The organism is Nonomuraea sp. NPDC059194, assembly GCF_042754765.1.
GTDB lineage: Bacteria > Actinomycetota > Actinomycetes > Streptosporangiales > Streptosporangiaceae > Nonomuraea.
Genome location: NZ_JBHZBH010000064.1, coordinates 1 through 21,820, shown reverse-complemented (window position 1 = coordinate 21,820; position 21,820 = coordinate 1). Strand labels below are relative to the sequence as shown.

Genomic DNA, 21,820 nt, shown 5'->3' with positions numbered 1-21,820 from the left:
AGCCCGCCCCCGCCCCCGCCCCCGCCGCGCCCGCCCAGCATGGCGGGCGCGGTGTCATGGTCTGAAAGCCGTTCCTGCCTACCCTTGTCGTCGAAGATGTCGCTGGGCACGTCGACGAATTCCGGTGCATGTTCGTATTCGGGTGAGGCCGCGGGCTCAAGCCAGGAGAAAGACCCCATGTACGCTGGTCGGCAGGCATGTGACGCCGAGATCGCGGCTGCAGTTCGGCTCGCGCCGCGACGCTGCGACATCGTGTACGGCACGCCGCCACGGGTTTGTGCGCACCCGTGAGCACGCAGCGGTAGGCACGCGTACTAGAGACCTTGATCTCCTCCCTCAAGGCTGAGCTTGGCCCTGCTGAAGGAGAGACGATGATGACAATCGACGACGACATGCGCCTGATCGTGGACAGCGCGCGGCTGTCCTTCGTGGCCACCGTCTGCCCCGACGGCTCGCCCAACCTCTCCCCCAAGGGGTCGATGCGGGTGTACGACGACGAGCACATCGCCTTCATGGACATCGCGTCCCCGAACACGGTCGCCAACCTCGAACGCGACCCGCGCATCGAGATCAACTCGATCGACGTCTTCCGCAGGCGGGGCTACCGGTTCAAGGGCACCGCGGAGTTCCGCGAGCCCGGCGACCCTGTCTACGAGTGGCTGCACACGTGGCTGCTCAACCTGAACGGCCCCGGCTACCCCGCCCACCGCGTGATCCTGGTACACGTGGAGCGCGCGCTGCCGATCCTGTCTCCGGCCTACACCTACGGCGACGCCGACGAGGACGATCTCCGGCAGGCGTGGGCGCGCACGTACCTCGCCGATCTGGACGAGGATCGCCTCGCCGATCTGGACGAGGAACGATGAGCGACCGGCAGACCATGACCGCGGCGTACATCACGCGACCCGGCCCCGCGGACGAGATCCAGGTCGGCCCGCTCCCCGTGCCCGAGCCCGGCTCGGCGGAAGTGCTGGTGAAGGTGCTGGCACTCGCCGTCAACCACGTCGACACCTTCGTCCGCTCCGGCGCCTACCGCACGCGCCTGCCGTACCCCTTCATCATCGGCCGCGACCTGGTGGGCACCGCGGTCACGGGGGCGCCGGGGTTCGCCCCCGGCGACCTGGTGTGGTGCGACAGCCTGGGGTTCGACGGCCGCCAGGGTTCCTTCTCCGAGTACGCTGCCGTGCCCGCCGACCGGCTCTACCACCTGCCCGGCGGCGTGGATCCGCAGAACGCGGTCGCCTCCCTGCACACGGCGGCCACCGCGTACCTCGGCCTGTTCGAGGAGGCCGGCCTGCGGATCGGGGAGACGATCGTCGTGACCGGCGCGGGCGGCGGAGTCGGCACGGCCACCGTCCAACTGGCCGCGGCGGCAGGGGCGCGGGTCATCGCGACCGCGCGCGGCGACGATGTCGACTGGTGCCGGCGGTGTGGCGCCGACGAGGTCGTCGATTACCACGACCCGGACTTGTACGCGAAGATCGCCAAACTCGCTCCCGACGGGGTGGACGTGTTCTGGGACAACACCGGCCAGCACCATCTGGAGCAGACCGTGCCCCTGCTCGCCGTCGGCGGCCGGATGATCATCCTGGCCGGTCTCAACGCCGCCCCCGTGCTACCGGTCGGGCAGCTCTACACACGCGACGCCAGCCTGCGCGGCTTCGCGATCAGCAACGCCACTGTGGCCGAACTCGCCCAGGCGGCCACGGCGATCAACCACCTGCTGGCCCGCGGCACCCTGGTCTCCCGGATCGGGACGCGGCTGCCGCTCACCGAGGCCGCCCGATCCCACCATCTCCAGGAGGCCACCCCCCGCGGACGCATCATCGTCCTCCCGTGACACGGTTGGGCCACCGTGCCACGTTGCGGGGATCACGTCCGCGAGGAAGTCCCGAAGGGCGGGATCCACCGCGTAGATCACCGTGCCGCGCATCCCGCGAGTGAGCAGGACCTTGTAGACGTTCCGGACGAGTTGCTCGAATTGGGCGTCTGGGACGGTCTTCTTACTCCTGAACGCAGGGTCCTTGTTCTCCTTGCGCACCGTGATCAGTTGCCCGTCCTGGAAGCTCAGGTCAGGGCCGAGAATGACGCCGGACCAGTCGTATTCGAAGCCCTGTGCCGTGTAGACGCATCCAACCTGACCGAAACCGCTCGGTTCGGTGGCCCACAGCATGCTGGGAGGCGCGTCTCCCACCGCACGGTCCTTCTTGACGTTCCACGGCCGTGACCAATCGCCGATGACGACGTCCTCAACGAGGGAGTCGTCAGTGCGCGGGTCGCTCCACGGCCAGCAATACCCGGCGGTCATGCGCGCGGTGCCAGGCTTGGCACGCAGGGCTGCCTCGAGCTCCTGCGGGGAGTGAGCGAGCCGCACCTCGAAATCATCGTCGCCGTTCCACGCCGCTGGACCCCCGGGGGCCAGACCGAGCAGACGGAGCACCCATTGTTCGTACGTGCGGCTGCCGCCGCAGCGGAATTGCTCATCCAGGGAGACCCGCTTGACGGTGTAGCCCTGCGAACGCGCGTACTCCTCGATGGCGTGCACGGTGCCGATCTCACCAGGGCGTACGACCTGATGCTCGTCGAGCAGGAAGACCGGAACCCGGGCGGCGGCCATCAATTCGTCAAGCTGAATACGGCCTGTGCGCCTCGCCGCCGGCGTGAAGCGGTTGGTGGATGTCTCACGGATGCGATGCGCTTCGTCACAGATCAGGACGTCCAGGCCGTTCTGCTCGGCATCGGTGAAGCTGTTGAAGTACATGAAGAGGTTCTTGATCCGCGTGCTACCGCGGCCGGGATAGCGTCGCATGGTCTGGGTGAACGACTGCGAGCCGGTCGCGTGCAGGGCCGGCCTGCCTTGCCGGTAGAGCTCGCCCAGCAGCGAGAGGGCGATCACGCTCTTGCCGCTGCCTGGTCCGCCGGTAACGATGACGACCTGCTTGAAGTCGGCCCGGCGCGCCTTGTCGACGGCGCGCATGACCAGTTCGTAGGCGACTTGCTGCTCGTCAAGAAGGGTGAACTGTTCGCGCTCGCGAATTTCGGTAGCGGCATATGCCATGAGTTGCTTGCTCGGCGAGACAGGGCTGGCCAAGAGCCGGTCGGCGGCCTCGGCACCTGATTTGTCGGCCAGTCGATCGCGCAGGTACTTGTGGAAGTCGCCGCGTCGCTGCTTGGTGAAGAGCCTGCTCCGCTCATCCCGCACCTGATCATGAAGACCGTCCACGTCGAGGTCCATGGCATTGTGCAAGTACGCGGCGCCATGGACGGCTTGCGGCCGATCCTTGAGCACACCGAGGAAGTCGTACATGTACTCGCAGTAGCGCCGGACCTGTTCGGCAGGGTTGAGCATCTCCCTGCCCGGCATCCCGTCCACGATCACCAAGTGATCGCCTTGGTCGGACGGCTCGGCCCGGCTCCACTGCTTGAGCTCTACAACGACGTAGGAATCCTCACCGGTCTGCGGATGCACGCCGGCCAGCACGACGTCGGCGCGTTTGCTGGTCAACGGAAGCTTGTATTCGACCAGTACCTCGACCTTGCCAAGCCCTGCGTCAGCCAGATCTCGGGCGAGCGCGGGAAGGCTCCGCTCCCACGATCGGGCCTCAGAAGGGGAGGGGCCACGGCCGGTCGTCACACGCAGATGCTCGCCGATCAGCTCGGCGAGCGCAGCTTCGTTGGGCGAGGCAAGCAGGCTCTCGACGGACAGCCGTAATGCCGTCACGGACTTCCCCCAGGCAGCACGAAGAAACTCGTGCGGGTGGAGGCGTATCCGCGCCGGCGTCAGCCGGGTGGACGCGGAAGCCCGTCGGGCCGCATCACAAGGTCATGACGAGGTTAGCGGAGGCGCCTTCCTGGCGGAGCCGCGATACAGATCGGGATCATAACGACGCTCACTCTCCTCCAGTTTGGCGTTGGCGGCCTCGACCAGGTCGACACCCAGGAGGTCGGCGAGTCGGAGGAGGTAGAGCATCACGTCGGCGAGCTCGGACCGCACCCTCGCAAGGGCCTCCGCGTCCAGTTCCCCTGACTCCTCGGGCGTCAGCCACTGAAACTCCGCCACCAGCTCGCCGACTTCGCCCGCGAGGGCCATCGCGAGATTCTTCGGCGTGTGGAACTGCTCCCAGTCGCGGGCCCGCGCGAATCCCTGTAGCCGCGCAGTCAACTGTTCCAGCTCGCTCGTCACGTCCCATGACTCTACTGGCTTGCAGGAGCACCAACCCGAGGCTGTAGTACGCGCTGATGCCTGGTCTTCCCCATGCTCGGGGATCACGGCAGCTGGGCGGACCGCGTCGAACGATGTCAGTCCCGACGGGCGCGGACGAACCAGACGTCCTGGATGATGGCCCGCAACCGCTCGGGCAGCGGCGGCAGCCAGTCGCAGCGGCCCTCGACGATGTCGCCGTGCAGCGCCGCCTGCGCCAGCCAGCCGTACGGCGCCAGCCACTCCACCGGGTCGCGGAACGAGCCGACGAACGGCGAGCCGCGCTCGCTCATCTGCCGCAGGAAGTTCTGCCGGGCGGGATCGGTGAGGAACCGGTCGTGCGGCCCGTCGAACGTCAGGCACGAGCCCGGTGCCGACAGCGCGCTCATGGCCTCGGCCAGCGCCCGCCCCTGCGGCTTGGTGAGGTAGTAGAACAGCCCCTCCGCGATCCAGTGCACCGGCTGCCCGGGGTCGAAGCCCGCGGCGAGCAGCGCGGTGGTCCAGTCGTCTTCGCGCAGGTCCGCCTCCACGACCTCGACCCGGCACTTGGCGGTGAACCCGGCCGCGCCGAGCAGCTCCGCCTTGCCGGCGAGCTGACCGGGCAGGTCGACTTCGAAGTAGCTGAAGCCCTGGTCGAGCGGCAGCCGGTAGGCGCGGGAATCGGTGCCGGAGCCCAGGCACACCGCCTGCCGTACACCTGACTCGAGCAGCGTCTGGTCGCCGAGCCGGCCCCTGATCGGCACCACCTCCGACGGCAGCCCCTCGGCGCGGATCTCGTCGTAGCTCGCCTCGGACTCCGGGGTGACGAAGGCGGCGGCGCAGGGATCGTCCAGGTAGGCGTCCGCCTGAGCCCGCTCCCTGGACCTGATCACGGCCATCCAGTCGCTGGTGAGCATCACGGACCCGGCCCGCACCTCTTCGTCCATCGAAATGCTCACTTTCCGCGCTCGACTCCTGACTCAGAGCCATCATGCCTGACGCGTCTCACCCGACCAACGGAAGGGGCGCGGTCTCACTCGCGATGGACAGCCGAGCGCGCGCTGCCCGCCGTCGGCAATGCGGCCGTCCATCCCCGGGGATCGGGCCGGCCCTGCCCTCGTGCGAGCTGGCAGCTCAGGGTCGTACGGCCAGCACCCGAAAGCTGACACCACGCGTCATCCGGGACACCGACTCGATCTGGAAACCGGCCTGCTCCAGGAACGGCCGGGGATCGCGGGTGAGGTAGTCGGCTGCGAACCGCACGAACACCGGTTCCACCAACCGCATCCCGGCCCGGATGATCGGGTGGCTTGACGGCCCATGCTCGGCCAGCACGAACCGCCCGCCCGGCTTGAGCACCCGGTAGGCCTCGCGCGCCGCGGCCGCTGGGTCCGGAATGGTGCACATCGTGAACGTGGACAGAACGGTGTCGGCGATGCCGTCGGGCAACTCCAGGCGCTGCGCATCGCCCTGCCGCAGCTCCACCCGCTCGCCGAGGCCGGTCCCCGCCACCCGCCGGCGCGCCAGTTCCAGCATGCGCTCGGACAGCTCGATCCCGACCACCGTCACGTCGGCGCCGTACAGCGGCAGGTTGAGCCCGGTGCCGACCGCGATCTCCACGACATGGCCGCGCGCCTGCCCGACAGCCCACTCCCGGCCACCCGGGAACAACCGCCGCTCCCAGGCCTGCATCTGACTGTCATACCGATCCGCGATCCGGTCGAACACCCGGCGCACGTCGGCATCCGTGGTATCCCGCATCGAGCGCCCCTTCCGTAGCCGTATTTTCACCTAAGCGATGAGTACGCTGTCCCTGTGTGCACATACGCGATGGTCACCTACAAGGTCCACTATGTGTGCATTCCTTGCCGCCAGAGCCACAAACTCGCCTGGGACGGCGCACAGCACCTCTGCACACGCTGCCAGAGGCCGATGCTCTTCGCCGGCCACGACTTCGCCGCACCGCGCAAGACCAAGGACCGCCATTGGGCGGCAGTCGCGGCTGTTCTCGGAGCAGGACTCCGCTACGACGGGTTCGAGACCTGCGGCTGCGCCAGGGAGCCTAAATACCGTCCGCGCACGAGCTCACAGGTCCGGGCACGGCGCAGGGCCGCAGCGCGCAACGGACTGACCGAAGCCGAAGCACTCGCGCTACGCGACCCAGCCGACGCGTAGAACGCATCCGCGAGGGTCCTGCTCGTTCCATCAGCCCGTGAGAAAGGACGGCGCTTCGGCAACCCACTCCTCGCTCAGCCTCACTCCTGTGGCGAGCTCGATAGCCGTCAGAGCGGCAGCCCAACAGCTTTCCCCTCTCTCCCAATCGAAATAGGGAAGGACCGCCTGCACCTGCGGCCACCGCTCCCAACCAGGCAGCCCCATCGCCTCTTCGGCGTACATGGCGTTGAAGGAGAGCACCATCTCGCCGTCGACGGCAAAGCCGACGGAGTTGGTGGCGTTGACGTTCCAGTAGGCGCTGTAAGCTCGTCCACCCACGCTCAAGCGGGGAAGCACCGGTGGATAAACGCCCTGAAACCCGTTGTATTCGAAGAGCGCGATGTGCCGATCCGAACGGTCGACGAGCATGGCCCAGGGCGCGTCATCGGATAGATGGATGAACACCTCTTCATGCTCGAAGGTGTCCGTCTCGTAGACCTTGTAGTGTCCCGTCCCACTCACCCGTTCGCCGATCTCCGCGAGACTTAACGGAGACCCGTCGCGGGGCACGAGCACCGTCCAGCAGATGGCTTCTCCCATCCAGCTGCCATCGAGCACCTGTCGGTAGTGCAGGTATGCCTCACGCGCCACCTGATCATCAACCACGCTTGACCTCCATCAACCCAACCCAGGGCCAGAGGGGAAGATCATCGCAGCCAGGGCCGACAGAAGTCGGAGAGGTTGCTGTACAACGCTGCTGTACGGAGATCAGAAAGCTGCAGAGCCGACGAGGGGAATCGAACCCCTGACCTTCTGTTTACAAGAGACTTCTAGACAGGTCGGACTTGCTTCATGAGCCCCTCAGTCGAAAATCGTCCAGACCCGTAATCAGCATGCGCGTTAGCAAGATCGGCAATCACAGCGCCACGCTGTCGGTGTGGTCTCAGAGCAAGGTCTCCGGGCGAAGGACCTCGCCGCGCAAGATCCGATGAATCTCGCCGACATCGGCGTTGTGGTTCGTCTGGCGTCGAAGTTCTTTCCGTATCGCATCGGCCACCACGTCCGTCAGAAGCACCTGCGCCAAGGATCTCGGCGACGTCGCGGCACGGGCCCTCCACAGGTCGTCGATCAGACGGCGCTTGAACGCCTCCTTGGTCAAGTAGAAGAGCGCGTCCGTCTTGGCCGCCAGGCCCGTGTCGCTGAGCAGGTCCACTTCAAGGGCCAGGTCGATGACTACGGGGAGGCCGGCGGTCATGTGGTAGGCCTGCCATACCTGACCGTTGGACAAGATCATCCACTCAACGCCCTCGTTGACGGCGTACATCTGCACCTGGCGCAGGTGCCTGGCGTTGAGTTTCTGGCTACAGCGCTTCACCTCGATGAAGGCAACCAGTTGCTTGTCGATGCGAATGCCGTAGTCAGCGAACTCGCCTTTGACCTGGTACTCCGTGGTGAGATCGTCGTACTTGTCGTACCCGAGCCCTGCGCAGAGGAAGTCAGTAATAAGAAGTCGCGTGTCCCCTTCGTTGGCATCACGCGCTACGAGATCGTTGAGTGGCTTCGTGTAGCGCCGTATCGCCGTTCGAACGCGCTCCTTAGCATCGGTTTCCCACTTCGGGGCCGTTCTCGTTCCCGCCGCCTTCTTCACAAGGGAACTCGCCACTTCCTTGGGTACCTCGGCCTGCCCGTTGTCGATGCTTTGTGCTGCCTGCTCACTCATGGCTTCCATCTGCACATCTAGTAGAGACACTGCACGTTAGGCGCTGACGAAGATCAATACAGGGATGGGTTTCGATCGATACAAAAATGATTCCTGGGGCGACGCAACCGGGCATATAAATCACCGAAGGCCGCAAATTACACAAATGCCATTTGACGGCTTCGACTGGCAGCAAGACGGGTTCAGTGGCGTAGATCCGTTAAGTCAGAGACAAAGGACTAGCCCCAACAGCGTGAACGCAATCGCTCTGCAGCACCCCCGATATCCTGCGGAACAGGAAGGCGCACGGGTGGTCTTCCAGAGCTTTCTTGATCGCCGATTCCAGGTCGGCGATACCGTCGACCAGGGCGCGGACTTGTTCTGCTTGGGTGGTGATGAGGACGGTGACGGTCTGCCGGCCGATCCTGCCGGCAGCCTCGGGAGCTTGACGCAGTCGCTCGACCAGCTCGCCGCCGGACTTGCCGCCGCTGTAGCCGCTTCGGTGCAGAAATGCCGTCATCGTGGTCGTGTTCAGCTTGGCGGCCGATTGCGGGGTGGGGAAGCGTTGGAGGAAGGCCAGCGCGATGTCGGAGTCCACTGGCCGGGGCGGCCCGGCTGTTTACAGCGCTGCCTCCAGCAGCGCACGGAGCGGGTTGACGGCGCTGACTCGAGCGGCGATGAGATCGCTGCGCTGGTGCGACTGGTGGATGGCCACCACCAGATGTCCGGCTGCCAGAAGCCGGCTGCTCACCCTGTTGGCTGGCCGGACCGCGTTACTTGCCGTTCAAGAGGCCGATACTCCCGTGCTCCTCGCTCCTGACGGGGTTCCGGTAGTAAGCGCGGAGAGTCCAACGAACCTGATGTGAGGGCACCGCAGAACTGGTGTGCCGGTTGGTAGCTGCGGCGGGCCGGGCCGAGGAAGCCGCTGACCTTGCCTGGTGCTCCCCGTTGGCGCCGGTCAGCGGTATCCGTTGGATTTTCCGCCATTACTGCCGGAGCCTCAGCCCTTGCGGCGCGCCCAGAAGAACATTCGGTAGCTCAACCGTTGCGAAGAGCGAGAGAATCCCAGGTATGCGACCCTACGATCCGCCCAGGTCAGGGGACCCGGCCAGGCTCGGTGACTACACGATCGTCGGCAGGCTCGGCGACGGCGGCCAGGGCGTCGTCTACCTCGCCACCGACCGCACGGGCGCGCGCGTCGCGATCAAATGGCTGCGTTTCGGCGATGCCGTCAGCGCCGAGAGGTTCCTGCGCGAGGTACGGGTCGCCCAGCAGGTCGCCCCCTTCTGCACGGCACAGGTGCTCGCCACGGGTGTCGAGCATGACAGGCCCTACATCGTCAGCGAGTACATCGAAGGCCCTTCCCTGCACCATGTCGTACAGGAGCAGGGCCCACGCACCGGGTCCGCCCTGTACCGCCTCGCGATCGGCACCGCCACCGCGCTGGCCGCGATCCACCAGGCGGGCATCGTGCACCGCGACTTCAAGCCCGCCAACGTCATCATCGCCTCCGACGGGCCCAGAGTGATCGACTTCGGCATCGCCAGAGCACTCGATGCCACCTCCACGATCAGTTCCGCGCCCGTCGGGACACCGTCGTTCATGGCGCCCGAGCAGCTGCTCGGCCATCAGGTGGGGCCTGCGGCCGACCTGTTCACCTGGGCCGCCACGATCGCCTACGCCGCCTCGGGCAGGGCACCGTTCGGCAGCGACACCATGCCCGCGGTGATCAACAGGATCCTCAACGGGAGACCCGACATCTCGGATCTCGACGAGCCACTGGCCGGGGTGGTGAACGCCTGCCTGTCCAAGGACCCCGCCCAACGGCCCACCGCCGAGGAGGTCATCAAGCGGCTGATCCGGCACCCGGTGGCCCACGGCGGCATGCCGTGTGAGCCCACCGGCTCCAAGGTGCCCACCCGTGTTTTCCCTGGCCGCGGCCCCCCGCGTCCCCAGAGCCCGGAGGCGGTCGTCCCTCCGCCTCGAGGTCCCGCCGAACCGCCACTGGGGACTGGGCAGGGCTGGGCGCCGAGCACCGCCCAACCCCGGATGAGCCATCTGGGGGTGCCAAGGAAACGCGGGAAAAGGCTGGTCGTCGGGTTCGCGGCGGTGTTCACCGCACTGCTCCTCGTGGCGGCGGCTGTCGCCCTGTCCCGCTCGCAAGAGCCCACACAGGGCATGGCCATGCAGCTGCCGGGTACGCGGTCCACCCTCTTCGAGCGCCCCGGCGATCCGATCAGGCTCACGTCCTACGACCTCAAGGGCAAGGGCACCCATGCGTGGGAGAACTACGCCAGGGAAACGCTGACGGGCCCGTTCCGCCATTACGACGGTGCCGCGCAAACCCAGATCTCCCCCGACGGCAGCCTTCTCGCGCGCCGCGGCAAGGGCTACACCGCCGACCAGTACGACTACATCGAGATCACCGATACGAGAACCGGCCGGCAGAAGACCACCGTCAAAACCGTCAAGGCCCCGCTGGAAAGCAGCATCATCGCCTGGTCGAAGGACAGCTCGAAGATCCTGCTCAACATCGAGCAGCCGAAGGGCGAGAACGCGCCGCCCAACCTCGGCTTCGGCATCGTCGATGCGGCTGCGGGGAAGGCGAGCGTGGTCATGGTGCCGGGCGAGAACAACCACCCATTCAGATGGGATGGCCAGAACAACGGCGTGGTCAACCTCTACGGCTCTGACCTGCGCTTCTTCGACGCCTCAGGGAACAAGGTGGGCGAAGCCGCCAACATCGGCGAAGTTCCCGACGGCGTGCTGGACCTCTTCTCCCCTTCGGGCGAGGCGTTCGCCAGCCGCTGTCCCGGCGGCGAGGCGGGCGAGCTGTGCATCTGGGACAGCACCTCGGGCGACCGGGTGCGCACGATCTCCTCGCCCTGCGACAAGCTCCTCGGCTGGTACGACGAGTCCCACCTCTACTGCTGGGAGTTCGACAACGCCACCAGGGACCGCGTCGAGGTCATCGACCTCGACGGCAATGAGGTCCGCACGCTGCTCGAGAGCCCGGACGACGAGGACTACGGTCCCACCTTCATCAGGGTCACATGAACCGTTCCACGTGGGTGCCCGTGTAGGTCGTCATGGCCACCAGCCGGGATGGCTCTTACCCAGAGCGGGTCTCCAGGAGACCCTGCGCTCGCCTCGCCCTGCGTCTGGGCGACGGGCGATGGTGCCCCCGCCGGCCTTGGGGACAGCACCGCCGATAGGCCGTCGCATCGGCTTCGACGTCGGCCGGGCCCTTTCTCGCGCCGGTGTGCTGGCCCGAGAAAGAGCTTGCCAAGACATTGCCATCTGCGAGCGATACCCCTCCCGAGTCGACGCAGGGATTTCCGGCACCACGCGTGGCGAAATGTCACAATAAGTGATGCCTGTATCGCTCTACATGACGAGAGGGTAATCCGACCGCCTCGGGGCTTTGTACTCCCGAGGTGGTCGCCAGAGTTCTCGCTAACTAGCCTTGCGGTGAATCAGCGACCGCGATGCCGATCCGGCACTCCGTCAGCCCGGACATCGCCCGGGGCGCAACTGGTTCACCATGGAGTGATCAGGCATGATCAAGATAAGGTACGCGCTCGCGGCCGGGGTGATGGGAGCCTCGGCCCTCATCGTCCCAGTGACGATGCCAGCCCAGCTCGCCAGTGCCGTACCCGTGGCCGGGACCGCTTTCGCGACCACGCACGTTCTCGTCCCTGCGGAGGACCCCTGCGCCAAGCACAAGAACCCGCAGAAATGCCGGGAACAGCCCGGCGGTTGAGACGACGAACTTGGCGACGACACCATCACGCGTCCTGACGGTGGCGTCGTCGAACGCCTGTACAGAACCGCCCTCCCCGGCCCGGAGTCCCCTTGACAGCGCCGACAACTGACCTCCAGGGCACGGCACGAAGCCGGCGCCGCCGACCCGTAACCCGAAATGCCGCCGATTCCGCGCACGAGCCCAAGGTCTGAGCCCGCCGGTCAGTCGCCGCTGCTGCCACCGCCGCCGTCAGAGGAGCCGCTGCCGGAGGAGTCGCTGCCGGAGGAGTCGCTGTCGTACCTGTCGTCCGAAGAAGACGCGTCGCCGGAGAACAAGGAGCCCCGGTGACGTGTTCCGCTCCGCGAGGAGGAACCTCCGCCGATCATCGCCAGGACGCCCCCGATGACGAAGAGCACAAGCACGGCCACGAACGCCACTGGCATCATCGTGTCGAACATCATCGCACCCTCTTCTCACAGCTGTGTGGATCTTCAACATAGGGGGTCGGATTGGGGCGGACCATGGCACTGTGCCGTGATTGTCGACCACGTGCGGCAACCGAGGCCATTTCGACCGCCCTCGTTGGGAAACAGCCTCCGGTGGCTCCCAACGACAGGGAAGACACTGCAGTCCCACGTCTCAGGGGGCGGTTCGAGAGTTGATGTTGGGTGAGGCGGACGTGGCTGAGCGAACAATCCCGGCTCGGGTCCGACGAGGATGCCCTTGCTGACCAGGCGCTTGAGCTTGGACCTGCAGCCGGGTCTGGAACAGGTGATGGTCCACGGCGTTCGGAGTCACTTCCGCCTGCTTGTCACGGGGTCCGGTCACGCTGCCCCTCCCCACGCTCAGGCAGCGTTCGGTGAGCCAGCACTGGCCGCCTACGGCACCAACACCGGCATCCGCGCCGTCGCGGCGGGCGAGCACGGGTACTCCGAGGACGAACTGCGGTACGTCCGCCGCCGCTACATCACCGTGGAGTCCTGGCGGCAGGTCGCGCGCGTGATCGCCAACGCCACCTTCGCCGCCCGTCTGACCTGCCTGTGGGGACGCGAACGACATGCGTCACTGGTTGTCCAGGAAGGCGAGGACAGCGAGGACTCTACGGTGGCCGCCGTCGGTGACCGCCAGGCCGAGCTTGGCGAAAATGTTGCCGATGTGCTTGTGCACCGCGTTGTCGGTAATCGTCAGCCGTTCACCGATCTCGGTGTTGCTGAGGCCCTGGGCCATCCAGGACAGCACCTCCCGCTCCCGGCTGGTGAGGGTGTCCAGGACGTTCCCGCGGCCGACCATGAGCTGAGCGATGACCTCGGGGTCCATCACGGTTCCGCCCGCGGCGACTCTCCTGATGTCCTCGATGAACTGGCCCACCCGGCTGACCCTGTCCTTGAGCAGGTAGCCGACTCCTCCTGAGCCGTCGGCAAGTAGCTCGCGGGCATAGAGCTGCTCGACGTACTGGGAGAGGACCAGGACGGGCAGGCCGAGACGGGTACGCCGGAGGGAGACCGCGGCTTTGATCCCTTCGTCGCGGAATGATGGCGGCAGCCGCACATCTGCGATCACCAGGTCGGGGCAGTGCTCCGCGACGGCGTCCATCAGGCCGGGCGTGTCAGGCACCACCGCGGCCACGTCGATGCCCTTGCTGCCGAGAAGCAGCTCGAGCCCGGTCGAGAGGAGGACGTTGTCCTCGGCGATTACGACGCGCATGGCAGCTCCGCGATGATGGACGTTGGCCCGCCGGAAGGGCTGACGATGGTCACGGTCCCGTCGAGTGCGGCGGCTCGCTTCTTGATGCCGGCGATGCCGGTGCCCTGGCTTTCGTCCACGCCGCCCTGTCCATCGTCGGTGATCTCGATGTGGAGCGTTTCATCCGAGGCCAGCCGTACGGTCACCCGATCGGCCTGGCTGTGCTTGGTGGCGTTGGTGATCGCCTCGGCGACGATGAAGTAGGCGGCGGTCTCGACAGCGGCGGGGACGGGGTGGAGATCGTGCAGGTCCGTCACCACGCGGATGCCCGCTCGCGCCGCCAGGGCGGAGACCGCACCGGCCAACCCTCTGTCGGCGAGGATGGGCGGGTACATCGTGCTGATCACCTGCCGCAACTCGGTCATCGCCTCCTCCGTTCCCTCGTGGGCTTCCTTGAGCAGGGTGGCGACGGTTCCCGTGTCGTCGTCGAGCGCCTCCCTGGCCACGGCCAGCCTCATCGCGATGGCGACCAGCCTCGCCTGAGTGCCGTCGTGCAGGTCCCGCTCGATCCTGCGCAGCTCGGCGGCGTGCGCGTCGAGCACGCTCGACCTGCTCTCCGTCAGCTCGCCGACCCGCGCGGCGAGCTGGTCGGCCTCGGATGGCGCCAGTGCTGCCAGGCACGCGCGCGCGTGCAGGCGTGCCAGCTTCGGCACCGCCCACCAGGTGAGCGCCGCACCCACGACGGTCTGCGCCATGCCCAGGCCGATCGCCCCCGGCCAGTCGGTCACCGGGAAGGCCACCAGCAGTCGCAACGGGTCGTCAGCAGGGAAGATCCACCACAGCGGGGCCTCGAGCACCGCGTTAACCACCAGGCCGACCAGCGCGAGAGCGGCCAGCGGGATGAGCAGGCCCGGCACGATGTGCCTGACCATCCACCTCAGATCGCGCCGGCTCTCGGGACCGCGGAGAAGCTGTCGCCACTGGTCGCGCACGGGGAGGCGCAGCCGCAGGTCAGCTGTTGGCGGTACGGCGACGCCCAGGAGCCTGGCCGCCTGTCCGCGGTGCCACTCAGCCCATTTCCGCAGACCCGCCATCATGCGCGGAACCACGACCAGCCCAGCTCCGCCCACCGCGACGGAGAGCACACCCACGGCCAGAAGCGGCAGGCCGATCATGGTCGCCAGAGCCGACGGAAACATGATCAGGTGATATCGGATGCATCGCCACAGATATCTCAATGAGAGATCTTCCGTGCGGGCAGCTCCATGGCCAGCCAGACTATCAACATCACCACCAGGATCGATGCCGGTACCAGCCACAATGGCCCGGCCGGCAGCGGGCGGCCCAGGAACCCGACACTGAGCAGAACAAGGGGTACGGCGGACAACGTGATTCCCGATGCCGAGGCTCCACCGCCCACCAGCACCGCCTCCCAGCGGATCATCGTTCTCAGCTGGCGGGGCGTCACTCCCATCCTGCGCAGACCGGCGAACTCCTCCCGGCGTGCCGTCGTGGTCGCCACCAATCGATTGGCGACGGCCACCAACACATAGGCGAGCAGTACGGCAAGCACAGCGATGTTCACCAGAGTCTGGGCCGAGGCCGCGGCGGCTTGCGGGCCATCCGGCTCGGCAGTGAACCTGACTCCTGGGCGCTGCGCCAGCTCGCCGAAGTCCGCGGGACGGGCGAGGATCGCGCTGTCGAGGCCTGTCGTGGTGTGCGCCGCCGCCAGATCGCGGGAGATCACGATCGGACCGAAACCGAGCCCGCGCCGGTAGGTGGCGACCACCCGAGCACGTACCCGCGCACCATCGCCCATGATCAGATCAATGTTCTGGCCTACCTGACCCACCCGCTCGTCCAGCGCGACGGCGGCGCCCCTGAGCCGGGACAGACGGCCGTCCACGACATCCAGGTCGACCAGGCCGTCGGCGTCTGGCCCGAGCGCCATGACCGTTCTCGCCATCAGGCGGGGATCGTCGCCGAACAGGAGCGGTTCTGTCACCACGGTCGTCATGGACACGCCCGCCGCCTTGGTGGTCTTTCGTACCTCCGCGAGCAGGCCGCGAGGGATGCCACCGAGGCTCGGCGCGGTGATCGTGACCAGGTCGCGCATTCCGAGGGCTGCCTGCTGCGACTGGGCTCCGGCGATCGTCGTCTGGGTGAGTACCACGCTGAGGCCCAGCGTGACCGACATGCCAAGAGCGGCCACCGCTCCAGCCGTTCTCAGCGCGTACCCGTGGCTGTTGTCACCGCCAGCCAGGCGGGGCCGGAAACCTTGGCCATCAGCCGCGACCCGGCCAGCGCCTCCGTTACCCACTGGACCAGCCGCGGCCCTGCCATCGCCAGGCCGATCACGGCCAGGATCGCGGAGTTAGCCGGTCCGACTGCGGCCGCCTCGGTCTGCACAAGAAGCGGCGCCGTGGCCAGTACCAAGGAGACGAGAATGAGCAGCAGCCCGGCATTGGTACGCACCCGCGATGGCATGTGCGGCTCGGGAAGTCCGGAGATGACCGGCATGCGCGAGATCCGGAGGGTGGCCGCCCACGCCGCCACCCGCACCACTCCCCACAGCAACAGCAGCGCGGCCACCGCCGGAATCGGCCCATGCACCAGCGGCTGATCGTTACGGAGCAACCCGATGCCGACCAGCAGGTCGCCGAAGTGGGCAGCAAGGTAGTACCCGAGGGTGGCGCCGGGGACCACGGCAGGCAACGCGGCCGCGGTGGCCTGGATGGCGATGATTCGACGCACCGCCGGGTCGCACCAGCCGCGCGCAGGAGGGCCAGGTCGCGACGCTGCCGGTTGACCGAGAGCGACAGCCCGCCACCCACCACGAAGCCGACCACCATCAGGCTGATGCCGCCGATCGAGCCGGGCAGGATCAGCAGAAGGCTGCGGCTCGTGGCCGCGCCCGGCGATTCCGCATCAGCCCGGTCCCGGCCTGTGGTGATCTCGTAGCCACTTCCCAGGCGGGCCTTCAGCCTCTCGGCCAGCGCCTCCGGAACGAGGCCCGACGCCGCTCGAACTGCGACGAGATCTACTTTGTTCGAGGTCCCGGCGGCGACCGTGTCGGGGAAGTACACCCCAGGGGCATCGACGACCGCGGTGACCTCGTAGGTCGCCGGTCTGCCCGCTACCATCACCTGCACCCGCTGTCCGACGCGGCCGCCGCTCACCGCGATCTCGTCCGCGCCGCGCGGAGCCCGCCCCGCCGTGATCCGGCCGCTCAGGGCGAGGGACGACCACGTGTGTCCCGCGGTGGCAGGATTTCCGGTACGGCCGGCCGTACCGGAAAGGACAGCGGCTGGAAAGCTGAGGTCGCCCACCGCGACCGCCACGCCTGGCACGTTCGCCACCACGGAGACCAGCGACTTCGGGACCCTCGCCCGTTCCGGCAGCGCGATCGGCAGATCCTCTTTTCGGGGAATCGACTGCCTCGCCGACACCACCACGTCTGCCTTGGCGAGCCGTACGGGCGGCTGCGAACGGAAGGCCGAGTCAACCAGCACACCAATGGCGGTCACCAGAGCCATCCCGCCGAGCACGGCCGCGAACACGACGAAGAGCCCACCAACCTTGGCGAGCACCAGCGACAGCCGGATCATGCGACTCGCTCGGCTGACAGGTGCGCCAGCCGTACGGCCAGCTCGTCCGCCGTCGGGGCGGCAAGCACATCGACGACCTTCCCGTCGGCCATGACCAAGGTGTCGTGCGCCCGGGCGGCGGCTGCGGGATCATGGGTGACCATGACGACTGTCTGAGCCAGCTCATCGACCAGCTCGCGCAACACCTCGAGCACCTGGGCGGCGTTGCGCAGATCGAGTGCCCCGGTCGGCTCGTCGGCGAACACCACGTCAGGGCGTGCGGCAAGCGCTCGGACGATGGCAGCCCGCTGCTGCTGACCGCCCGACAGCTCCGTCGGCCGGTGCCGGAGCCGTCCGCGCAACCCCATACGGTCGACCAGCTCGCCGAGCCAGGCCCGATCGGGCCGGACGCCCGCCATCCGCAGTGGCAGCGTGATGTTGTCCTCGACAGAGACGGTGGGCAGCAGGTTGTAGGACTGGAACACGAATCCGACATGCTTCCTGCGCAGCTCCGTACGCCTGGTCTCGGACATCCGGGTGACGTCGACGCCCCTGATCACGACCTCGCCCGAGGTCGGCGGCTCAAGGGCGGCCGCGCACTGCAGCAGCGTGCTCTTCCCCGAACCCGAGGGACCCATCACCGCGACGAACCTGCCGCGGGGGAAAGCCAGCGTTACCTCGTCAAGCGCGACCACCTCGCCATACGTCTTGGTCACCCGGTCCAGCGTGACGACCGGATTCACGAGCGGCGCCCGGTGATGTAGACGGCGATCAGCCCGGCGATACTGCCCACCCCGACCACGCCTCCGGCAAGCCCGATGGGTGTCAGATCACCGCCCGCGGCGATGTTGGAAACCAGGTTCACCGCGACTCCGACCGCCATCAGGATCCACAGCATGGCCCGCAATGCGGATCGCCCATGCTGCGGTTGAGGGCTGTGCGGTGGGCGGGGATTGGGGTCAATTCGGTACGGATCACTCATGGAGACGAGGCTAGAAAGGCAAGCCTCTCGCGAGAATCCCGCCAGCGACCCATTGGACACTACAGACAGCTGTAGTACGGGTGCCGCACTTGCAGGTTCGGGCTGATCACGAGGCTCCTGGCCACGCGGCGAGGATCTCGATACCGATCACCCGGCCGCTCTCGTCCAGGTCGAGATTCACCATGGGGCCGTCCACCGTGACCGTCCGCGCCACGCCACCGGGTGGGATCGGCCCCCGAAGACAGACGTACGCGGCCTCCGCCTCGGGGTCGTAGGTCCAACTACCGGGATGCTCTTCCAATGCCACGGCGTCTCCTGTTAGCAAGATCTCAAGATTATCCTGACAAAACAGAAAGCCCCTGAACAGATCTTCCCTGTTCAGGGGCCATCCAGCACAGAGCCGACGAGGGGAATCGAACCCCTGACCTTCTGTTTACAAGGGACTTCGAGAGTGTCCACGGGCATCCACCGCTGTCATGGGCGCCTGCTCAGCGGCTCCCCCACCTTGATTCACTTCCAAGGACGTACATCTGTGTCCAGAGACGTTGTTAGCAGCACTGTTAGCAAGATCCGATGAAACCCGGCGAAGGCGATCACATGCACCTCGGCTTCGCTGGCCCTTCACTCGGCGCGCTGCACTGCTGGCACGAATCCTCCTCGCGCCTTCCCCAGACCGGCCAAAGTGACCCAGTCGTGCGCCTGGTCGTGAGAGTCCACAACCAGTACAACGGCACCACCAGCACGGTCCACAGCGCCCTGGCCCGCGAGCTACAGGCATACCTGCGCTGGCGCGACCACCACCGGCGCGACCCCGCACTGCTGGAAGCTCAACGCAAAGAACGAGCCCGCATCCGCAGCGAACGCCAGCAACGCTGGGGCGACCACGATCCCGAGCAGCCTGACCACCGCACCCGGCGAACCATCGTGGTCAACGCACTAGCGAGGGTAGATGAGCGAGTGCGTCGCCTCAAGCCAGTCAGCGGCGATGTCCGTCCCCGTGATCCGGCCGATCAGCGTCAGGACGGAGCTGATGCTCTCGCCCTCGTCCACGCGATCCTCGATGACGTCGTCGCCGCTGGTCTGGAAGCGCAGCCCTTCCATGAGGTGGTCGAGTGCGTGCGGATCGCTCCCGTGCACGGGGTCGGGCCAGGTGGGCTGGAAGGCGACAACCACCTCCCCGTCCTTCAGATACTTGAAATGGTCATGGCCGCCCATATCCATACTGAAGCAGAGCGCCTCCCGCCCGCCCGCCGTCAACGGCAGCAGGAAATCGTCGTCGGTCGGCCCCGGAATGATGCAGGTCCACCCTCCGGCCTCGCCCACCCAGGTGGGCCCGCCTTCCTCACTGTTGTCGAGCAATTCGTTCAGGTGGCTCGGCGTGCTGGTGACGAGGTCCAGGGAGAAGGCCTCGGCGACGGCGTCGCGATCCATTCCTTTGACCCAGAGGGCGCTGAATCCCAGCGTCCAGAGGTCCATCTCGTCATCGAGTCCCTCGGTGAAGATGGTCGAGACTAGGAGATCGTGCAGGTGCGTCGGCGACTGCATGCTCACCTTCCGATGGTGGAGGAGCCGGGAGAGGGCGAGGCCCTCTCCCGGCTATAACGTTATGACGGTGGTGCGCCGTTGCGGATTCTGACCCAGAAGGCATTGGACGGCCAGTTGCCCGCGCCGCCTTCGAGCTGGCCAGAGGTGAAGACGCGGTAGCGGGCGTAGAAGGCCGCCAGGTCGCGTCCTGCGGCTTGGTTGTGGTCGGTGCTCACCTGACGAAGTGAGGCGTTGAAGGTGGGCGTCCAGACGTTGTTGATGAGCTGGCCTTCGACACCGATCGCCTGGTTGGTGGAGGCGAACGGATACTCGTCGCACTGCTTGCCCGGGCCGGCCCCGGGGAGGTTCGGGCAGTACCAGGTCATCTGCGTGCGGTTCTTCGAGTTGAGGAGAGGGCCGTCGGGTGCGCAACGGCCGCCGACGTATTCGCCGACGCCGTCAAGAACGCCGCCTGAAGATCCACGCCAGGTAAGAGCCTGATGACAAGGGGGTTTGGTCGCTGAGGTTGGGACCAGCGATGACCGGGCGAGTATCTTCGCGTGATACGCCCGTGGACAAGAGCGGGCTCCTGATTGCTGAGGTGTTGTCTACGCAACTCGGCGACCAGGAGCCCTTGGTTGTCTGCCTACACGCCTGCGTCCTCGAACGTCAGTGCTTGCGCCTCACCGGTGTGTCGATGTCACCGCCGCGAAAGAAAGGAGGCTGCGGGCTGGATGGGCCGTCAGCCGCGTGCCCCGCTGACCCGGCGCCTGTCCCTGACCGACGATCGGTCAGAGGGACCGATTTCCTCGGCAGGTTGTGTCGGTGGGCTCTGCCATGATCGCTGCATGATCACGCCCCCTGGCGACTACGCCTGGTTCACCAACTCCAGCCTTGCGGAGGCATACAGCTTTATCTTCGTCCACGGGCTCACACCCGAGCAACTCGTAGCCCGGATGGGTGGCCGAGCAGAAGACTTCTCCTGGATGACGCTCGATGAGTCGATCAATGCCAGCGCCCACTACGACTACCAGACCGAGTTTGTCGCGGTCACGACCGTCGGCGACTGGGCGTTCGTCGCGCAGTACAACAGTTGGCTCGGCGCCAACGACGAATTCCTCGTGCCGCTGTCAGCGGGCACCCGCCTGGCCTCCCTCTACCGCCTCGACATCAAGGGCCTGGAAGACTTCCGCTGGGTGGAAGACGGGGAGACCCGGTTCGCATTCTGGGCCCAGGAGGGCTACTCCGAGGAGATTCCCGATGAACTCGTGGAGACCATGAAGCAGATTGACCACGACTATGGGGAGGACAAGTATGAGCTCTACCGGGGGCCAGGGCTTGTCCTGATCGAGCGCCTCACCGGGATCAAGCTCACTTCCCAGATCCTGGAGGGATCCGCTTACCTATCCGGAGTCATCTCCGAGTCGCCGACCACCACGTAAGCGTTTCCAATTGGGACTGTACGGTCCTCTGTGCTTCTGCTATCCAGGGCTCGTCCGGATGCTTCCCGCTCGCAGGGGTGCTGTCGGCGTCGGGGGGCGATCTTCGGTTCAGGGCGTATCACGCGAAGATGCCTCGCCTCGGGTCATCGCTGGCCCCAGCCTCAGCGACCAAACCCCTTTGTCATCAGCCCCTAAGAGGGCTTTCCCAACTCGGGAGGCCCTCCCTTCCTATTCACCTGGCCACGCGGCGAGTATCTCGATACCGATCACCCGGCCGCTCTCGTCCAGGTCGAGGTTCACCAGGGGGCTGTCCACCGAGACCGTCCGTGCCACGCCACCGGGTGGGATCGGTCCCCGAAGATAGACGTACGCTGCCTCCGCCTCGGGGTCGTAGGTCCACCTACCGGGATGCTCTTCCAGGGCCACGGCGTCTCCTGTTAGCAAGGCTGTTAGCAAGATCTCAAGATTGTCCTGACAAACAGAAAGCCCCCGAACAGATCATCCCTGTTCAGGGGCGTTCCAACACAGAGCCGACGAGGGGAATCGAACCCCTGACCTTCTGTTTACAAGGGCAAGGCAGATCGCTGGCTGGGCGATCCCCGCGCTGGTCGGCTGCCCGATGGCGTACAGAATGACGCGGTGCTGTACGGCACGGTTGCTGTACCCGGTTGCTGTACAGCAGACCACCGTAACTCGCGTGTCCGGTGGCAAGGCCCGACGAAGGAGGGGCGCGGCAGTTCCCTGAGTCAACCCCTGCTGCGAAATAGGGGCGCTATTGCTGGTCATGGCCGCAGCATGAAGCGTCTTAGATGCGGTGAGGAGAC

Annotated in this window: 22 protein-coding genes and 2 pseudogenes; 6 read left to right on the top strand and 18 right to left on the bottom strand. The window is 66.5% G+C overall.

The window, feature by feature from the left end; genetic code table 11:
- Positions 1–371: 371 nt before the first annotated feature.
- Together ACFXJ8_RS41510 and ACFXJ8_RS41505 are read left to right on the top strand one after the other, a co-directional pair.
- The gene (locus ACFXJ8_RS41510; protein WP_379650682.1) at positions 372–866 is read left to right on the top strand and encodes a pyridoxamine 5'-phosphate oxidase family protein; all 495 of its coding nucleotides are present in this window, start codon (positions 372–374) and stop codon (positions 864–866) included.
- On the top strand, positions 863–1,840 hold the full coding sequence (locus tag ACFXJ8_RS41505) for an NADPH:quinone reductase (RefSeq protein WP_379650681.1): 978 nt from the start codon (positions 863–865) through the stop codon (positions 1,838–1,840). Before ACFXJ8_RS41510 ends, ACFXJ8_RS41505 begins: the two co-directional genes overlap by 4 nt.
- A 75-nt stretch (positions 1,841–1,915) precedes the next feature.
- Here the strand turns inward: ACFXJ8_RS41505 and ACFXJ8_RS41500 are convergent.
- From ACFXJ8_RS41500 to ACFXJ8_RS41470, 7 genes and pseudogenes are all read right to left on the bottom strand, one after another.
- Positions 1,916–2,977, bottom strand: a pseudogene (locus ACFXJ8_RS41500) (DUF2075 domain-containing protein); the annotation flags it as partial.
- Between the two features lie 846 nt (positions 2,978–3,823).
- The gene (locus ACFXJ8_RS41495; RefSeq protein WP_379650679.1) at positions 3,824–4,183 is read right to left on the bottom strand and encodes a nucleotide pyrophosphohydrolase; all 360 of its coding nucleotides are present in this window, start codon (positions 4,181–4,183) and stop codon (positions 3,824–3,826) included.
- A gap of 116 nt (positions 4,184–4,299) precedes the next feature.
- Entirely contained in the window at positions 4,300–5,127 is an 828-nt protein-coding gene (locus tag ACFXJ8_RS41490) for a class I SAM-dependent methyltransferase (protein ID WP_379650677.1), read from the bottom strand.
- 187 nt (positions 5,128–5,314) lie between these two features.
- On the bottom strand, positions 5,315–5,941 hold the full coding sequence (locus tag ACFXJ8_RS41485; RefSeq protein WP_379650675.1) for a class I SAM-dependent methyltransferase: 627 nt from the start codon (positions 5,939–5,941) through the stop codon (positions 5,315–5,317).
- Between the two features lie 444 nt (positions 5,942–6,385).
- The gene (locus ACFXJ8_RS41480) at positions 6,386–7,000 is read right to left on the bottom strand and encodes a DUF6461 domain-containing protein (RefSeq protein ID WP_379650673.1); all 615 of its coding nucleotides are present in this window, start codon (positions 6,998–7,000) and stop codon (positions 6,386–6,388) included.
- Between the two features lie 277 nt (positions 7,001–7,277).
- Positions 7,278–8,063 carry a hypothetical protein gene (locus tag ACFXJ8_RS41475; RefSeq protein WP_379650672.1) on the bottom strand — a complete coding sequence of 262 codons (786 nt, stop codon included), beginning with the start codon at positions 8,061–8,063 and terminating at the stop codon, positions 7,278–7,280.
- A gap of 190 nt (positions 8,064–8,253) precedes the next feature.
- On the bottom strand, positions 8,254–8,631 hold the full coding sequence (locus ACFXJ8_RS41470; protein ID WP_379650670.1) for a hypothetical protein: 378 nt from the start codon (positions 8,629–8,631) through the stop codon (positions 8,254–8,256).
- A gap of 473 nt (positions 8,632–9,104) precedes the next feature.
- Here ACFXJ8_RS41470 and ACFXJ8_RS41465 point away from each other — a divergent pair, with 473 nt between their 5' ends.
- Entirely contained in the window at positions 9,105–11,090 is a 1,986-nt protein-coding gene (locus ACFXJ8_RS41465; RefSeq protein ID WP_379650668.1) for a serine/threonine protein kinase, read from the top strand.
- Positions 11,091–11,592: 502 nt separating this feature from the next.
- Positions 11,593–11,796, top strand: coding sequence for a hypothetical protein (locus ACFXJ8_RS41460; RefSeq protein WP_379650666.1), 204 nt, complete (start codon positions 11,593–11,595; stop codon positions 11,794–11,796).
- 203 nt (positions 11,797–11,999) lie between these two features.
- On the opposite strand, the gene ACFXJ8_RS41455 is transcribed toward ACFXJ8_RS41460, so the two are convergent.
- Positions 12,000–12,239 (bottom strand): hypothetical protein, encoded by a 240-nt coding sequence (locus tag ACFXJ8_RS41455; protein ID WP_379650665.1) that lies wholly within the window; start codon positions 12,237–12,239, stop codon positions 12,000–12,002.
- 256 nt (positions 12,240–12,495) lie between these two features.
- On the opposite strand from ACFXJ8_RS41455, the pseudogene ACFXJ8_RS41450 reads away from it, so the two are divergent.
- A pseudogene (locus ACFXJ8_RS41450) lies at positions 12,496–12,786 on the top strand (Tn3 family transposase); the annotation flags it as partial.
- Between the two features lie 54 nt (positions 12,787–12,840).
- Here ACFXJ8_RS41450 and ACFXJ8_RS41445 read toward each other — a convergent pair.
- From ACFXJ8_RS41445 to ACFXJ8_RS41405, 9 genes are all read right to left on the bottom strand, one after another.
- A complete protein-coding gene (locus ACFXJ8_RS41445) occupies positions 12,841–13,482 on the bottom strand; it encodes a LuxR C-terminal-related transcriptional regulator (protein ID WP_379650663.1) in 642 nt (213 codons plus the stop codon).
- On the bottom strand, positions 13,470–14,660 hold the full coding sequence (locus tag ACFXJ8_RS41440; protein ID WP_379650661.1) for a sensor histidine kinase: 1,191 nt from the start codon (positions 14,658–14,660) through the stop codon (positions 13,470–13,472). Before ACFXJ8_RS41440 ends, ACFXJ8_RS41445 begins: the two co-directional genes overlap by 13 nt.
- Before the next feature lie 35 nt (positions 14,661–14,695).
- Positions 14,696–15,658, bottom strand: coding sequence for an FtsX-like permease family protein (locus tag ACFXJ8_RS41435; protein ID WP_379650659.1), 963 nt, complete (start codon positions 15,656–15,658; stop codon positions 14,696–14,698).
- Positions 15,659–15,687: 29 nt separating this feature from the next.
- Complete coding sequence (locus ACFXJ8_RS41430; RefSeq protein ID WP_379650657.1) at positions 15,688–16,215, bottom strand: hypothetical protein; 528 nt, start codon at positions 16,213–16,215, stop codon at positions 15,688–15,690.
- 850 nt (positions 16,216–17,065) lie between these two features.
- The gene (locus ACFXJ8_RS41425; RefSeq protein ID WP_379650655.1) at positions 17,066–17,764 is read right to left on the bottom strand and encodes an ABC transporter ATP-binding protein; all 699 of its coding nucleotides are present in this window, start codon (positions 17,762–17,764) and stop codon (positions 17,066–17,068) included.
- A 23-nt stretch (positions 17,765–17,787) separates the two neighbouring features.
- Positions 17,788–18,030, bottom strand: coding sequence for a hypothetical protein (locus tag ACFXJ8_RS41420; RefSeq protein ID WP_379650653.1), 243 nt, complete (start codon positions 18,028–18,030; stop codon positions 17,788–17,790).
- A gap of 106 nt (positions 18,031–18,136) precedes the next feature.
- Positions 18,137–18,337 carry a DUF2283 domain-containing protein gene (locus ACFXJ8_RS41415; RefSeq protein ID WP_379650651.1) on the bottom strand — a complete coding sequence of 67 codons (201 nt, stop codon included), beginning with the start codon at positions 18,335–18,337 and terminating at the stop codon, positions 18,137–18,139.
- Between the two features lie 629 nt (positions 18,338–18,966).
- Entirely contained in the window at positions 18,967–19,575 is a 609-nt protein-coding gene (locus ACFXJ8_RS41410; protein ID WP_350923684.1) for a DUF6461 domain-containing protein, read from the bottom strand.
- Positions 19,576–19,634: 59 nt separating this feature from the next.
- Positions 19,635–19,940, bottom strand: coding sequence for a hypothetical protein (locus ACFXJ8_RS41405; RefSeq protein ID WP_379650649.1), 306 nt, complete (start codon positions 19,938–19,940; stop codon positions 19,635–19,637).
- A gap of 462 nt (positions 19,941–20,402) precedes the next feature.
- Here ACFXJ8_RS41405 and ACFXJ8_RS41400 point away from each other — a divergent pair, with 462 nt between their 5' ends.
- Positions 20,403–20,996 (top strand): DUF6461 domain-containing protein, encoded by a 594-nt coding sequence (locus tag ACFXJ8_RS41400; protein WP_379650647.1) that lies wholly within the window; start codon positions 20,403–20,405, stop codon positions 20,994–20,996.
- A 228-nt stretch (positions 20,997–21,224) separates the two neighbouring features.
- On the opposite strand, the gene ACFXJ8_RS41395 is transcribed toward ACFXJ8_RS41400, so the two are convergent.
- The gene (locus ACFXJ8_RS41395; RefSeq protein ID WP_379650645.1) at positions 21,225–21,422 is read right to left on the bottom strand and encodes a DUF2283 domain-containing protein; all 198 of its coding nucleotides are present in this window, start codon (positions 21,420–21,422) and stop codon (positions 21,225–21,227) included.
- Between the last annotated feature and the right edge of the window lie 398 nt (positions 21,423–21,820).

What these genes read in the sequence shown, in the direction of transcription:
- ACFXJ8_RS41510 (WP_379650682.1), top strand. Translation starts at nt 372, where the DNA reads ATGATGACAATCGACGACGACATGCGCCTGATCGTGGACAGCGCGCGG.
- ACFXJ8_RS41505 (WP_379650681.1), top strand. Translation starts at nt 863, where the DNA reads ATGAGCGACCGGCAGACCATGACCGCGGCGTACATCACGCGACCCGGC.
- ACFXJ8_RS41490 (WP_379650677.1), bottom strand. Translation starts at nt 5,127, where the DNA reads ATGGACGAAGAGGTGCGGGCCGGGTCCGTGATGCTCACCAGCGACTGG.
- ACFXJ8_RS41485 (WP_379650675.1), bottom strand. Translation starts at nt 5,941, where the DNA reads ATGCGGGATACCACGGATGCCGACGTGCGCCGGGTGTTCGACCGGATC.
- ACFXJ8_RS41475 (WP_379650672.1), bottom strand. Translation starts at nt 8,063, where the DNA reads ATGGAAGCCATGAGTGAGCAGGCAGCACAAAGCATCGACAACGGGCAG.
- ACFXJ8_RS41465 (WP_379650668.1), top strand. Translation starts at nt 9,105, where the DNA reads ATGCGACCCTACGATCCGCCCAGGTCAGGGGACCCGGCCAGGCTCGGT.
- ACFXJ8_RS41460 (WP_379650666.1), top strand. Translation starts at nt 11,593, where the DNA reads ATGATCAAGATAAGGTACGCGCTCGCGGCCGGGGTGATGGGAGCCTCG.
- ACFXJ8_RS41455 (WP_379650665.1), bottom strand. Translation starts at nt 12,239, where the DNA reads ATGATGTTCGACACGATGATGCCAGTGGCGTTCGTGGCCGTGCTTGTG.
- ACFXJ8_RS41445 (WP_379650663.1), bottom strand. Translation starts at nt 13,482, where the DNA reads ATGCGCGTCGTAATCGCCGAGGACAACGTCCTCCTCTCGACCGGGCTC.
- ACFXJ8_RS41440 (WP_379650661.1), bottom strand. Translation starts at nt 14,660, where the DNA reads ATGTTTCCGTCGGCTCTGGCGACCATGATCGGCCTGCCGCTTCTGGCC.
- ACFXJ8_RS41435 (WP_379650659.1), bottom strand. Translation starts at nt 15,658, where the DNA reads ATGTCGGTCACGCTGGGCCTCAGCGTGGTACTCACCCAGACGACGATC.
- ACFXJ8_RS41420 (WP_379650653.1), bottom strand. Translation starts at nt 18,030, where the DNA reads ATGAGTGATCCGTACCGAATTGACCCCAATCCCCGCCCACCGCACAGC.
- ACFXJ8_RS41410 (WP_350923684.1), bottom strand. Translation starts at nt 19,575, where the DNA reads ATGCAGTCGCCGACGCACCTGCACGATCTCCTAGTCTCGACCATCTTC.
- ACFXJ8_RS41405 (WP_379650649.1), bottom strand. Translation starts at nt 19,940, where the DNA reads ATGACCTGGTACTGCCCGAACCTCCCCGGGGCCGGCCCGGGCAAGCAG.
- ACFXJ8_RS41400 (WP_379650647.1), top strand. Translation starts at nt 20,403, where the DNA reads ATGATCACGCCCCCTGGCGACTACGCCTGGTTCACCAACTCCAGCCTT.